We start from the raw sequence: 13,655 nt of genomic DNA on the forward strand, positions 1-13,655 counted from the left end.
AAATTAAGAGTATTAAATTTAATTGTCAAAATTTCGTGCTAAATTCTTGCTTTAAGCTAAATTTATCTTTCATCTTTTGCATTGATGGTATAAGGCTTTAAATTTTAAAAAACAGAGAGTAGGGCAGAGAGTTGATTTTGCTCGCGGCAAGCTAAAGATATTTACTTGCAGATTGCCAAATTTGGCTTTATTTGGATTTTTTATTTACTTGCATAAATTAAGCAGTAAAATTTGTATATTTTGTTTTTTGATTTTAATGGCGATTTAGCCGCGTAAGATAATAAAAAATGAGCTAGCTTGAGCTATTTATATAGAGCCTTTTACTTGCTCAAATTTAGGAGGCGCTAGCAATAAGAGATAAATTACACATCAAAAAGGAGGAGGGGGGTGCTTAAACCCCTCTAAAAGCCGCCTTTGCATTAGCGATATCTTTTTCATCAGGATGGCTTGCTGCAGCCGCCCATCTTGCTTCACGTTCCGGAGTGATAGGATGAAGCGCTTTATCTCCCGCTTTGGCAGCCATTTCTCGCATCTGTTCTATCAGTTTTGGATCGATTGCACCTTGACAGATGAATTCTCGCATGATTTTATTGCCGTTTTGCTCTAAAATTTCTCTGCCTACTTCAAGCATTTTGATGCCGTGCTCACCTTCAGGTTCGGCTCCAAGAGTTATAAAAAGCCCGACATTTTTATTTTTGATTTTTTCTTTTATGTAGCGTTTAAAATGCGCATCGGGACCGCCCTTATCGACGTAAAATCCAACTCCCACGAAGTCAAATTCGCTTAAGTCCTTAACTCTCTCATCTTCGAAGCTAACCGCTTCACAGCCGATCTCTTGAGCTATCGCTTCGCCTACTTTTCGTGTATTTCCGGTTAGCGAACTATAAACTACAATTTTTTTCATTCAAAATCCTTTCTTGCTATTGTTGATATCTCTTTTGAGATTGTATTTCCCCAAAATACGCCGTCTATGCTTAATTTTATACCTTTTTCATCTACGCTCATATATCCGTGCTCTTCGCATTTTTTAAATAGCTCTTTAAGCTCGCCAAGAGTTTCGTCGCTGATATAACCGCTTATGTCGTTAAATTTTACGCTTGGATACTGAAACATACTCATAAATTTACCGAATTTTCTTTGATTTTCGGTTGTTTTGGATATCATTTTGCGCTCTTTATTCATCGCAAACATGCTAAATTCGCCGATCTTTCCGCCCGCTCCAAAACCGATAGGCAATATATCCGTGCCTTTGTGCGAAAGACGGATGTATTTATACTCGTCTCTGTTTTTTCGGTTTATCTTAGTGTGTTCTAAAACTTCGTAATCTCCGCTTTCAAGAAGTGAATTTGCAAAAGCGTGATGAAGCTTTTTATCGGTTTGCAAGTCATAGTAGTCAGACGAAATTTCCTTAGACAGCACGGAACCTTCATGAAACATCAGTGAATAAAAGCTTGAGCTATCTATCTTAAGCTCTTTTATGAGGCGTGCGTCTTCAAGCACTTCATCTACGGTTTGATTCGGGTAGTTATAAATGATGTCTATACAGACGAATTTATCGAAATTTTGGCGAATTTCACTAAGCCTTTTTATAGCGTCATCTTTTCCGTAAACTCTATTTAGAAGCTTTCTTCCCTTGTCGCTAAAGGTTTGAATGCCTATACTAAAGCGATTTACTCCAAGGCTATCAAGCAGCTTGAGCTTTTTTAGATTTAAGTTGTGCAGGGTGCTCTCAAGGCTGAATTCGCAGGTAGAAGAAATTTTAAAATTTTTATGTATAGCGTTTATGATAGGCTCTAAATGGCGCTCTTTTAATGTCGTAGGAGTGCCTCCGCCAAAATAAACCGACTCTATGCTTTTTTCTTTTAGATATGGGAATTTTCCGTATTTTTCGATTTCGCTTAGCAAAAATTCCGTATAAGTATCAAGTTCGCCGTCAAGTTTGCTGCGATTCATCGAGCAAAACGAACAGATATTATCGCAAAACGGGATATGAAAGTATATCACGCCTTCTTTTTGCTTGGGAGATCCTTGTAAAAATGCAAAAAGCTCCTCCTCGCTTGCGGGTATCGGTCTGCCTCCGCCTCCCGTGTGATGTCCTTTTACGCGCTCTTTAAACATTTTTAATCCTTTATTTTGAATTCGTAAGGTTTGGTTATGATGCAGTGATTGATATCTTTTAGTACCGATATCTGCATTTCTTTTGTGATTTTTGCCGCCTCGTCGTTAAAAATTTTATTTTTTCCTCTTACGGAAACTATCTGGATATTGCCGCTTGTAACCTTAAAATCAACTTCAACATAAAAAGTATCCTTAAGTCTAAGCATAATCGCCTTTTTAGGATAATCCGCTCTTGGCTCTTTTAAGACCTTAAAGCCGATATTTTCTTTGCAGTAGCTCTCTTTGTCTATATTTGATTCTTTGGCTTGAGGCACATACAAGGGCTGTGGCTGCTCTACGGGTGGTGCAGGCTCTTGTATCATAGGTGTGTCAGTAATCTCTTTTATCTCTTCTGCTATCTTTTTTTCAGGTTTTTTGATCTGCTTTTTAGGCTTTGGCTTTTTTATATCTTTTGGTTTTTCAGCCTTTTTGATTTCGGGATTTGGTTTAGGCGTGATCTCAGGCTCTATAACGGGCTCGGGCAAAATTTCAGGCTCCACAATAGGTTCAGGCTCTATAATGGGTTCCGGTAAAATTTCAGGCTCGATAATTTCAGGTTGCGGCTGTGGTTGCTCGGGCAAAATTTCAGCCTGTTTGGGTTGCTCTTTTTGTAAATTTAGCACTACTTTTATCTCTTTATTTTCCTCGGTTTTTTTCGAAAGAATTTCATCCGATTTTAGCGGGATAAACAAAATAGCGATATTAATCGCCAAAGAGATTATAAAGTAGCGCATAATTACTCTTCTTTTTTATTTTGTAAGCATATCATAAAGCTTTTCTATGCCTTCTCCTATGCGAGGCGTTCCGCGAAGCAAGAGCGAAGAAGGAACGGTTATGACTTTATTGTTTTTAGCCGCATTTGTTTTAGCAAGCACGGGATTTGTTTTTAAGAAGTCGCTATCCCCGCCCATTCCGCCTATGATGACTATAAAATCAGGATTTGAAGATAGTATAAATTCAGGCGAAATTACAGGAGTTGCACCTTCTAAGCCGTCAGCTACATTTACAAAACCAAGCTGTTTGAGCATATCTCCTGCTAGAGTTTTTGACGTAAATGCCATCATTGGAGTTGAAGAAAATAGCGAAACTACTTTTTTGTCTTTTAAATTCGGATCTTCAAAGCTTTTAAATTTAGCTTTTATGCCTTCGATTACCTCTTTTGCTTTTGCCTCTTTGCCTGTTATTTTACCCATCTCCTCGATATTGTGATAGATGTCATTAACGCTATCCGCTTTTAGAGTAATGGTTTGTAAATTTAGCTTTTTAAGGCTGTCTTGTATATCTACCGAGTGAAAACTAACGATAACAAGATCAGGCTTTAGCTCGACTATCTTTTCTAAATTCGGCTTTGTGTAAGTGCCTACCGTTTTTAGTTTGGAAGTCTTTTCTTCGGGCCAAATTTTTGACATAGATAAATTTGAGATAGCGGCTATCTGATCTTCTGCTTCAAGCATATAAATGATCTCAACAACGGCAGGGTCGAGTACGACCAACTTTTTGGCGTTTATGAAGCTTGCCAATATAGCTAAAACTACAAATATTTTTTTCATATTAATCCTTTAATGCAACCACAAACGGGTTATTTTTATATTCGATTACATCACAGTTAAGACCGTAAATTTCTTTTAAAATTTCTTTCGTATAAAGCTCTTTTGGAGCGCCTTTATATCTTACTTTTCCATCTTTTAGCATCAAAATTTCATCGCAAAACATAGAGGCTAAATTCAGATCGTGCAAAACCATTATAGATAGTAAATTTAGCTCTTTAGTAAGCTTGGTGCAAATTTTCATAATCTCAATTGCGTAGTTTAGATCAAGTGCCGAAGTAGGCTCGTCTAAAAGTAAAATTTTCGGCTCGCTTACAAGTGCACGCGCCAGCAAAACTCTTTGAAATTCTCCGCCGCTTAAAGAGTGTGCGATACGTTTTGCAAAGTGCGATATATCAAGCAGCTCCATTACCTCTTCAACTTTCTTTTTATCCTCTTTGCCGTATCCTGAAAATTGGCTTTTAAGATGACAAAAACGCCCCATAAGCAAGATATCTTCAACTAAAAGAGGCATTGAAAGAACGGACTTTTGAGGAACGAATCCAAGAGTCTTGGCAAGCTCTTTAAGCGAGTAGTCTTTAAGGGCTTTGTTGCTGATTTGCACTATGCCGCTTTTGGGTGCAAGTACTCTTAAGATGTTTTTTAAAAGAGTTGATTTGCCGCATCCGTTTGGACCTAAAATTCCTATAAATTCACCGTTTTTAGCACTTAGGCTTATGTCTTTTAGTATCTCTTTGGTGCCGTAAGTAAAATTTAAATTCTCAACAACCACACTCATCAGACTATACCTTGCTTTGATTTAATCGCTAAAAATAGAAAAAACGGTGCGCCGAAAAACGCAGTTACAACTCCTATGGGAATTTCGATAGGATTTAGCACGCTTTTGCCTATCGTGTCGCATGCTAAAAGAAAAAACGCGCCCGTAAACGCTGAAGCCGGGATTAAGACTGCGTTGCTTGAAGTTTTTAGCAGCATTCTTAATATATGAGGAATGATAAGCCCTACAAAGCCTATCATTCCTGTAAAAGCGACTGAGAAGCCAACAGCTAAAGATGAGACGATGAGTAAAATTTTTTTGGTCTTTTCTATATCAACCCCAAGACTTTGAGCCTCTTCGTCTCCGCTTAAAATGACGTTTAGCTCAAATCTTTTTAGATAAAAATATGACATTGAAAACGCTAGCGGTATTATGATATATGTAATTCTCTCCCAGGTAGCGCCGCTTAGATGCCCCATTGTCCAAGCTACTATCCTAAAGCTATCTTCTCCTATTAGATAGACTGCAAAAGATGTAAAAGCGCCTAAAAAAGAGGCGAAGGCTATGCCTATGATTAAAAGAGTGGCTATTGATTTGCCTTTTTTGGATAGTTTAAAAATGATGATAGAAAGTATCGCCGAGCTAATGAAGGCAAAAATTCCATAGTATATGTCAGGTAGCTTAAAAAGATAGGCTATAACAGCACCAAATGTAGCACTAGCCGCTATTCCTATGATGTATGGATCTGCAAGCGGGTTTAAAAATACGCTTTGAACGACTACGCCCGAGCTTGCAAGAAGCATGCCTATTAAAAGCGCCATAATCAAGCGAGGAAGCCTAAGTTCTACTAATATAGTCTGCTTGATCTCATCTATCTCTTTGCCAAGAAAGAAATTTATGATATCACTTTGGCTGATATCGGCTCCACCTATGCTTAGTGATATGATGCAAAGAATAAGGGTGAGTATCGCAAGAACGATACTCATCTTGGTTTTAGTAAGCATATTTGAACTCTAAGTGGTTAGTTTGGGTATTGTATTTATATACAGGTGTATTTGATACGATAATTTTATTAAGCACTTTGTTTATCCTTTTTGATCAGTTTTTCTTTTTGATATTAAGCTCTACGTTTTGGACGTTTGCGTCTTTTAAATTTGATATCACATCAACTACTTTGCCGTAGTTTATAGCCTCGTCCGCATTTAAAGTTATGTTTTTCTTTTGAGAAGGGCTTAAATTTGAGATCTCCTCTTTTAAATTTTCGTGATTTAGCGTTTTTTCGACATCGTTTATCTTAAGTATCAAGCTCTCGTCAAGCAAGTAAAATAACTGAACTATATCGTCTTTATTTTCTTCTAAATTTGAGTTTGTTTGAGGCAGAGCTATGTCTATATGAGCAAATTTGTTAAAAGTAGTCGTTACCATAAAAAACAAAAGCAAGACAAATATGACGTCAATCAAATTTAGCATCGAAATGCTGGCGCTTTTGTGTCTATTACGACGGACAAACTTCACAGCATTTCCTTTCACAACATCTACCAAATAAGCTTATGAGCCTGTTTAGATCATTTAGTATAAAATCAATCTTTTTATTTATCATTAGATGAAACACTAGCGAAGGAATTCCCACTATAAGTCCCGCCGCAGTCGTATAAAGCGCTTCTGATATGCCTATGGCTACGAGTGGAGCATTTACGCTTGAGCTAAGTCCTTCAAATGCCTTTATCATTCCCACAACCGTTCCTAGAAGTCCAAGCTGAGGGCTTGCGCTTGCACAAAGTCCTAATATCCAGCTTCTTTTTTCTAAATTTGAAAGCTCTACGGTCACGGCTTCTTCTATGACATATTCGACTTGAGTTTTGCTTGTGGAGTTTAAATTCTCGATATTATCAAGAACTAATATAGTTGTTTTTGCAAGCGAATTTTTGTAATTTTTGCAAAATTCCCTTATCTTTTTTGTATCGCCTTCTAGTATGAGATTGCTAAGTTTCATCTTAAATGTGCTTGTCGAGTCTATCTCTATAAAAGTGAAGTAAAAAGCCTTCTCAAGCAATACGGCAACAGCTAAAACGCATAGAAAAAATATAGGCCACATAAATATGCCGCCGGTTTGTAAATACTCAAGCATAGTTCCCCATTCTTTGTTTTATGAAATTTACGAAAAAATTGTATCATCAAATTTATTAAGCGATAATTAAAATCAATATGTTATAGATATATAGTAAAATTTAAGCGAGCAAGGCAAGCTCGCTTAAATTCGTTAGTAGTTGTATTTAAACTCTACGTAATAATTTCGCTCCGGAGCAGGGTCGTAAGAGTTGTTTTGTTTGCTTTGAGTATAATTATATTTTTCATTAAATAAATTTTTTATACCCGCAGACACTAAAATTCCTTTTGTAAATTTATAGCTTAAACCCACGTCAACAATTTTTCTACTGTCTATCTTGTCATAGTTTGCATCAAGAGAGCTTGATAGATATTTAAAGTCGGTTGAAAAATTTAAGTTTTTAATAGGCTCATACTCGGCCCCTATTACAAATTTACTACTTTCTACTAAAGGAACTTTACGTCCTGAATTTTTGCCTGTTTTGATCTTTGCATTTACATACGAAAAGCTCTCTTTTAGCTTAAATTTTCCAAATTCCTGCTCTGAATAAATTTCGGTTCCATATCTTCTAGTTTTGTCTATATTTTTAAAATTCCATCCGTCGCTAACATTTCTTCCAAGAGAAACTGTTAAAATTTCATCTTTGGTATCCGTTAAAAAAAGAGTCGCGCTAAAGAAATTTCCAAATACAAGATCTTTAAGTCCAAGCTCATACCCATGATATGTTTCTGATTTAAGATTGTTTAAGACATAAGGTCCGTTTGGTCCAAGCTTATCTATAAGCTGATTTGGTCCTGGAGATATATATCCGCGCTCAAATTTAAAATAAATACTTCCGCTATCTGAATATTTAAAATTCGGTGTTATCTCATAGGCGTAGTTGTTTTTATCGTCTCCTACTTTTAAGTAGTCTTTTGTATTTATAGTTCTTCCGCCCCTACTCATAGCTACACTAACATCTCTTATTACATCATAATCTGCTCTTTCAAACCTCGCTCCTGCACTTAGAGAAAAGATGTCGGTGAAGTTATGTTTCTCAAGCAGATATAAAGAGTGGGTTTGCTTTTGCATATCAAATACGGTAAGTTGATTTCTCGAAAACATAGGCATTTTAACATTGACGTTTATCATCCTGTAGCCTTCGTTATTTAAGTAATCATAACCTGTTATAAGTTCGCCGCTACCGTAGTTATATCTTGTTTTTACGTTTGCTCCGGTTTTTTTATCTTTCATATGAAAATCGTCTTGAATAATTTTCACGTCTTGATAATAAGGCATAATGTGCATATCGAATTTATCATTAAATCTAATCGCATAGTCTGCATCAAAATTTAGTCTTTTGCTTGTGGTTAGGGTCGGTTCCCCGCCTGCTTGTCGCCTGTTTATAGCCATCTCTTCTGCGGATAAAGTCGGCACTCCGTAAGTTTTGGCCTTAAAATAGCTTGGGTTAAAAACTATGCTTTGGTTATCTGAAATTTTGTAATTTAATCCAAAAGAGGCGTAGTGACCTTTGTTTTTCTCGTCATATCTATAGCCCTTTTCATCAAACGCCTTGGCAGTAGCTTTTAAAAATAAATCTTGCGTTACGTTCCCGCCAACGCCTAAATTTAGATCTTTGTATGAGTATGAGGCTATTTTGGTAGATATGTTTGCGTATGGTTTTACGGCTTTTTGTTTTGTTATGATATTGATAACTCCTCCGCTGGTTCCGCTTCCGTATAGCACGGCTCCACCGCCCGGTATGATTTCGATTTGTTCGATATCTTCTATTGGAACGAGATCTATAGGTATAGTCGTAGGGGTAGTATCTATCATATTCATCGCAACACCGTTTAAAAGCACCTTAACAGATGTGTTTGCTTTGCTTCCTTGGCCTCTAAGATCTACAGTTTTGCCGTTAAAACTAACTCCGGGAGCTTTTTCTAAAATCTCTTTTAAGTTTTTATAGCCTCTGTTTTCTATCTCTTGGGAGGTTATTATCGATACGTTTCTTACCTCATCCTTTAAAGGACTCTCAAAGCCAGTAGCCGTGATAACGGTCTTATCAAGTCTTGTATTTGCATCAGAGCCGTAAAGAGCGGCTACCGCGACAATACTAATGGTTGTGATTTTTTTAAACACCTTTCTCTCCTTGTCTATTTTGAACTGTTTTTATCTACTTTTATTTTTATATTTAATACCGCGCAAGATATGTTAAACACACACTTTATAGTTGCGGTTTTGTTGTCTTAAATTGTTTTTTATGAAATTTACGGAAAAAAATTGTATCATCAAATTTATTAATCGATAATTAAAATCAATATTTTAATTATTTTATAAAGAGAGTTTAGGCGAGCCGTTTTACTCGCCTAAATTTGTTAGTAGTTATATTTAAACTCTACGTAGTAATTTCGCTCCGGAGCAGGGTAGTAAATGCCTCTTCCTCTTTCTGCGGTAGTGTCATAGTATATGTAGTGTTTTTTATCAAATAGATTTTTAATACCGCCTACTAATGAAAAATTCTTTGTAAAATTATATCTTGCCGATACATCTACTAGCGTTTTTGAACTCATTTTTTCACCGCTATTATTTAAAATTTTTGAAAGATATTTTACGTCTACATATAAATTTAGATTCTTAATAGGCGCATAATCAACTCCAAATATGAATTTTTGCTTGGCTATGTTTGGAAGTTCTTCCTTTACGGTTATTGTTTGCCCTGTTCTTGGGTTTTCTCTTTTAAATTTAGCTTTGGCGGTTACACGACTGTATGACTGAGTGAGCTTTAGCTTGTTTTCTATTAAAGATTGCTCTGAATAAAGCTCAAGCCCGTATCTTTTGGCCTTATCTAGATTTATATATTTTCTTTCCCAGTTAATGTTTGGATTCATAGGATTGCCGTGCGGTTGAGTCCATTTGGCAAATATCATGTCCGTAGTGTCCGTATAAAACAGTGCTGCACTAAAGAACTGATCAAAAATCATATCTTTTAATCCGACTTCGTATGTATAGAAGGTTTCTGGCTTTAAGTTGTTAAATTGATACTCGTATCCGCCGGGAATTTTGATATTGTCCACAAGTTCTTGCGGAGAAGGCGATACAAAGCCTTTTTCAAATTTCACATAAGTATTTCCCGTATCTGAATACTTAAAATTCGGAGTTATCTCAAATGCGTAAGAATTTGTATTTTTGCTAGCATGAAACATAGGTCTTTTTATGGCACCTTTGCTTTCGGGTCTTTTTACGTCATAGGAGGCTCTTTCGTATCTGGAGCCCAAATTTAAAGATAGCATATCTGTAAAATTATGCTTTTCTAAAAAATAGACCGAGTGGATCTCTTTTCCTAATTCGTCTTTTTGAGATAGCTTGTCATATATATCTTCGTAGTTGTATCCGAAAATAAACTCGCCTCTGTCGTAAGTAAGTCTATTTTTTAAATTTGCACCTATTTTTTTATCCGAAAATTTGATTATATTTTTTCCGTTTTGCTCAAATTTGGTGTGCAAATAGTAAGGCATAAAGTTGATTTCGTAGTTATCGCTAAGTTTTAAAGAGTAATCAAGCGTGATATCAAATTTTTTATAAGTTTGCGGAGCCTCAGGCCTACTTGACTGGCGGCGATCCTGCTCTACTTGCTGTTTTGTAAGAGCTCCGCTTTGATTTTCATATTTTTGAGAGTAAAAGCTAGGAGTTATCGAGATGCTTTGATTATCGTTTATCTGGTAAGTGATACCGCCGTTTAGATAGTATCCGTTTGTCTCTTCGCCTCTTTTATATCTTTTGGAATCAAAGCCTTTTGCACTAAATTTTAAAAACAGATCTTCGTTTACGAGTCCGCCTATACCGATAACTGCATCTTTATAATTGTATGAAGCGATTTTAGATGAGGCGTTAGCGTAAAAATCTCTAGGTTTTTTCTTTGTGATAATGTTTATAACGCCACCTGCAGTTCCTCCTCCGTATAGAACTGCTCCTCCTCCGGGTATTATCTCGATCTTTTCTATATCCTCAACCGCTATTAAATTTAACGGCGTAGCTATGCTTCCATGTCCCGCTTTTAGAGTATTTAGATTCACTCCGTTAATTAGTGTTTTGACATTGGTTTTTGCATAAGGTCCTTGACCTCTCATGTCTATCTCTTCTGCACCAAATACTCCCGCGTTTGATATATATACTCCGGGCGCTCTTTCAAGCACTTCGGATACGCTTGTATACCCTCTATCCTTGATCTCTTCGGCTGTGATGATGTATGCATTTTTTACCTCGTCTTTGAGTTGAGTTTCAAAGCCTGTTGAGGTTACGATAGTCTTGTTTAGCTTCGTATTTTCTTCATTTGCTCCATATAGACTAACCGTAGCGATACAAGATGTAATGATAGCTATTTTGGCTGTTTTAGCTCCTAAACCATAATCCATTTTAGCTCCTTAATATTAGTTAGTTATTTTTGATTTACAAACATAATGTAAACAATAATATTATAACTTTATTACTTAATCGATAATTAAAATCAATATTGTATTATGAAAAAAGTATAGTTTTTGAATAATTAATATTTTATAAATTTTATTCAATTTAAAAACTAGGCTAAAATAGAGTATAGTCGCTAAATTTAGCGACTATATCTTATAGAAAGTTATTTTTAGTGTTGTCTTTGGTGTGGATTATGTCCGCCGTGTGGGTTATGTCCGTGCAGATTTTTTTGGTGAGGATTGCTCTCTCCTGCAGCTTGGCTTAGTTTAAGACCGTTTGAATTATACGCTGCGCCAAATCCTTTTACGTATCTGCCTTCTTTTAGATCAACTTTTATGATATAAAAATCTGCCATATTTCTAAGCTGTTTTATAGCTGATTCTTTCGGGTTTTTCTCGGCAAGTTTATCAAAAATTTCGTTTCTAAGTGCTTCGTCTTCTACAAATTTAGCTTCACCTTTTATGCTTAAGCGGTTTCTTGCAAATATCGTTTTTGCAGAGCTTTCATCTTCTATGAAAAGCAAAGAAATTTTATCAGGGTTTGCCTTTATCGAGTGGTAGTGCTCGGCAACCGAACTTAGGCAGATGTATATATCTTCATTAATTCTTACAAACGGCGTATATGAGCCGACACATTGCATGTTGCTATGCACGCTTGAAACGATAACCGTTTTTAGAGAGTCGATAAGTTCTATAACGCCTTTTTCGATCTTTTCAAGCCCGCTTCCTACATCAAGGCTTCTATAAAGAGCCATTATCTCGTCTTTGTAATTTCCATTAACCACTTTTTGTAAAAACGGCGCAAAAACTTCACCTTGATCACATGTGATAATAAGCCCGTCTTCGTTCATATCAGTTAGTTTTACGTTGCTTACGTCTTTAAAAGAACCGAATTTCTTGCAAAACGCAATAACGGTTTCCATGTGTTCTGAGTTCATATGCTCGATCGCTCTTTCTTTCATTAACACTCCTTAAAATTTAAAAAATTACTCAATAGTAACAAAATAGAATTTAATTAATAATTAAAATCAAAAATTATTTTATTTGACTTAAATTTCCGTTTTCTATGCTGTAAATTTTGTCCGCACATTCAAAATAAGCATCGTCATGACTGATAGCAAAAACAGTGTAGCCATATTGTTTTAGTTCGTTTAAAATTTCTTTGTAAAACATCTTTCTAAACTGCGGATCCTGATCGGCGGCCCACTCGTCAAGTATGATAAATTTGCGTTTTTCAAGTAGTGCCGCAACCATGGCAAGGCGTTTTCTTTGTCCTTGAGAGAGGTTTAGGGTGCTGAATTTATCATCTTTTACGCTTACTTTTTTATCCAAAAACATCTTTTTAAGAAGCTCGTCTATAAATTTATCATCATCGCTTAAGACTTCGTCAAATAGATAAAAGTCGCTAAATACGGCGCTTATCGTATTTGCATAGGCTTTTAAATTCTCTTTTGTGATAAGCAGATCATCCACATACATCTCTCCGCTATTTGGCTTTAAGAGTCCTGCTAATATCATAAAAAGAGTTGATTTGCCACTTCCGTTTTTACCCACCAGAAATACTACTTCGCCTTTGTTTATTTCTAAATTTATATCGTGCAAGCCAAATTCGTCGTTTATGTCGTATTTGAAATTTATATTTTTTAAACTTAGCTTGTCCCAGCTTTGCGGGAAATTTTCACTCATGCTAAATTCTGCTTCGTATTTAGTTAGATCAAGCTTTTTTAGCTTTTCGTAGGCTATTTTTGATTTAAAAAGACTCGGAATGCTTGAAACCACCATCATAAGCGGCGCTCTTAAAAATAGTATAGTTAAAGCTATCGTTATGGCATCTTGCAAAGTCGTAACCTGATACGCAAGACAGATATAAATAACCGCTCCTATGGCGCCTAGCATCATAGCGCTGATCCAGTTGCTGGCAAACGATGAGTAAATTTCAGCTTTTATGATATTTGAGCGAAGATCCTTGGCGTTTGGCACGAATCTGTCATTATAAAGCTTTTTTGCTCTTTTTAAATTTAGGCTTAGCTCCCTGTGCCCTTCTATGCTGGTTTGGTAGTCTTTGTATAACGTATCTTCGTTTTGTCTGTGAAGTCCGTAGTATTTATAGATATTTTTCATAGAAGCGTTGCTAATAAATATCGTAACGCTCATCCAAATAAGCAAAAAAAGAAAAATTTCATGCGACAAGTAGGCTATATAAAAGCTTGCAAAGGATATGATCAAGCTTCCTTGTATGATGTCCGGAATCCTTGTAAATCCGTTTGTAAGGCTTATTATGTCGCTTGAAAGCGAGGCTAATAAATTCGACTTTCCTATGGCGGCTATTTTTTGATTGGGAGTGTCTAAAATTCGCTTTATTATCTGCATTCTCATATCAAAGACGAAGTTGTGACCGATAGCAGACAGCGCTATGCGAGAAAGTATCGAAGAGATCAAAAATGCAGCCAAAAGCCCAAAGAAGCTAGCCAAAACAAGAGCGTTTTTTTGAGTTAAGGTTAGTAGGTATTTGTTGATAAAAAATAGTATCAGTATGCTTGAGCCGCTATAAATAGCACCCAAAACTATCATCGCAAGGATTTTCATAGCCAAATTTCTTGAAATTTTTGAGTCCATTTTCGATTTTTAACCTTATTAAT

The 13,655-nt window shown here is 36.1% G+C and carries 12 protein-coding genes; all 12 read right to left on the reverse strand.

From position 1 onward, the window contains the following. Window positions 1-391 precede the first annotated feature (391 nt). The 12 genes from CORI_RS02935 to CORI_RS02990 all read right to left on the reverse strand — a co-directional run bounded on the left by CORI_RS02935 (window position 392) and on the right by CORI_RS02990 (window position 13,632). A complete protein-coding gene (locus CORI_RS02935) occupies window positions 392-904 on the reverse strand; it encodes a flavodoxin family protein (RefSeq protein ID WP_169940204.1) in 513 nt (170 codons plus the stop codon). Then, window positions 901-2,118 (reverse strand): radical SAM protein, encoded by a 1,218-nt coding sequence (locus CORI_RS02940; RefSeq protein WP_173030748.1) that lies wholly within the window; start codon window positions 2,116-2,118, stop codon window positions 901-903. The genes CORI_RS02935 and CORI_RS02940 overlap by 4 nt, the downstream gene beginning before the upstream one ends. A gap of 2 nt (window positions 2,119-2,120) precedes the next feature. Next, window positions 2,121-2,891, reverse strand: coding sequence for an energy transducer TonB (locus CORI_RS02945; protein ID WP_173030749.1), 771 nt, complete (start codon window positions 2,889-2,891; stop codon window positions 2,121-2,123). Between the two features lie 15 nt (window positions 2,892-2,906). Next, window positions 2,907-3,707, reverse strand: coding sequence for an ABC transporter substrate-binding protein (locus CORI_RS02950; protein WP_173030750.1), 801 nt, complete (start codon window positions 3,705-3,707; stop codon window positions 2,907-2,909). 1 nt (window position 3,708) lies between these two features. Beyond that, the gene (locus tag CORI_RS02955; protein WP_172201247.1) at window positions 3,709-4,482 is read right to left on the reverse strand and encodes an ABC transporter ATP-binding protein; all 774 of its coding nucleotides are present in this window, start codon (window positions 4,480-4,482) and stop codon (window positions 3,709-3,711) included. Further along, a complete protein-coding gene (locus tag CORI_RS02960; RefSeq protein ID WP_173030751.1) occupies window positions 4,482-5,465 on the reverse strand; it encodes an iron ABC transporter permease in 984 nt (327 codons plus the stop codon). Before CORI_RS02960 ends, CORI_RS02955 begins: the two co-directional genes overlap by 1 nt. A gap of 94 nt (window positions 5,466-5,559) precedes the next feature. Next, window positions 5,560-5,976, reverse strand: coding sequence for a biopolymer transporter ExbD (locus CORI_RS02965; RefSeq protein WP_173030752.1), 417 nt, complete (start codon window positions 5,974-5,976; stop codon window positions 5,560-5,562). Further along, window positions 5,957-6,589 carry a MotA/TolQ/ExbB proton channel family protein gene (locus CORI_RS02970; protein ID WP_173030753.1) on the reverse strand — a complete coding sequence of 211 codons (633 nt, stop codon included), beginning with the start codon at window positions 6,587-6,589 and terminating at the stop codon, window positions 5,957-5,959. The genes CORI_RS02965 and CORI_RS02970 overlap by 20 nt, the downstream gene beginning before the upstream one ends. Before the next feature lie 132 nt (window positions 6,590-6,721). Then, entirely contained in the window at window positions 6,722-8,689 is a 1,968-nt protein-coding gene (locus CORI_RS02975; RefSeq protein WP_254064948.1) for a TonB-dependent receptor, read from the reverse strand. Between the two features lie 236 nt (window positions 8,690-8,925). Then, window positions 8,926-10,962: a TonB-dependent receptor gene (locus CORI_RS02980; RefSeq protein ID WP_173030754.1), complete on the reverse strand. Its 2,037-nt coding sequence runs from the start codon at window positions 10,960-10,962 to the stop codon at window positions 8,926-8,928. Window positions 10,963-11,186: 224 nt separating this feature from the next. Next, window positions 11,187-11,978 carry a HugZ family heme oxygenase gene (locus CORI_RS02985; protein ID WP_173030755.1) on the reverse strand — a complete coding sequence of 264 codons (792 nt, stop codon included), beginning with the start codon at window positions 11,976-11,978 and terminating at the stop codon, window positions 11,187-11,189. 73 nt (window positions 11,979-12,051) lie between these two features. After that, window positions 12,052-13,632 carry a cyclic peptide export ABC transporter gene (locus tag CORI_RS02990; protein ID WP_173030756.1) on the reverse strand — a complete coding sequence of 527 codons (1,581 nt, stop codon included), beginning with the start codon at window positions 13,630-13,632 and terminating at the stop codon, window positions 12,052-12,054. Window positions 13,633-13,655 lie beyond the last annotated feature (23 nt).

It is taken from the genome of Campylobacter sp. CCUG 57310 (assembly GCF_013201975.1).
Lineage (GTDB): Bacteria > Campylobacterota > Campylobacteria > Campylobacterales > Campylobacteraceae > Campylobacter_A > Campylobacter_A canis.

Coding starts and splice junctions, on each gene's coding strand:
- CORI_RS02935 (WP_169940204.1), bottom strand. CDS start 904: ATGAAAAAAATTGTAGTTTATAGTTCGCTAACCGGAAATACACGAAAA.
- CORI_RS02940 (WP_173030748.1), bottom strand. CDS start 2,118: ATGTTTAAAGAGCGCGTAAAAGGACATCACACGGGAGGCGGAGGCAGA.
- CORI_RS02945 (WP_173030749.1), bottom strand. CDS start 2,891: ATGCGCTACTTTATAATCTCTTTGGCGATTAATATCGCTATTTTGTTT.
- CORI_RS02950 (WP_173030750.1), bottom strand. CDS start 3,707: ATGAAAAAAATATTTGTAGTTTTAGCTATATTGGCAAGCTTCATAAAC.
- CORI_RS02955 (WP_172201247.1), bottom strand. CDS start 4,482: ATGAGTGTGGTTGTTGAGAATTTAAATTTTACTTACGGCACCAAAGAG.
- CORI_RS02960 (WP_173030751.1), bottom strand. CDS start 5,465: ATGCTTACTAAAACCAAGATGAGTATCGTTCTTGCGATACTCACCCTT.
- CORI_RS02970 (WP_173030753.1), bottom strand. CDS start 6,589: ATGCTTGAGTATTTACAAACCGGCGGCATATTTATGTGGCCTATATTT.
- CORI_RS02980 (WP_173030754.1), bottom strand. CDS start 10,962: ATGGATTATGGTTTAGGAGCTAAAACAGCCAAAATAGCTATCATTACA.
- CORI_RS02985 (WP_173030755.1), bottom strand. CDS start 11,978: ATGAAAGAAAGAGCGATCGAGCATATGAACTCAGAACACATGGAAACC.
- CORI_RS02990 (WP_173030756.1), bottom strand. CDS start 13,632: ATGGACTCAAAAATTTCAAGAAATTTGGCTATGAAAATCCTTGCGATG.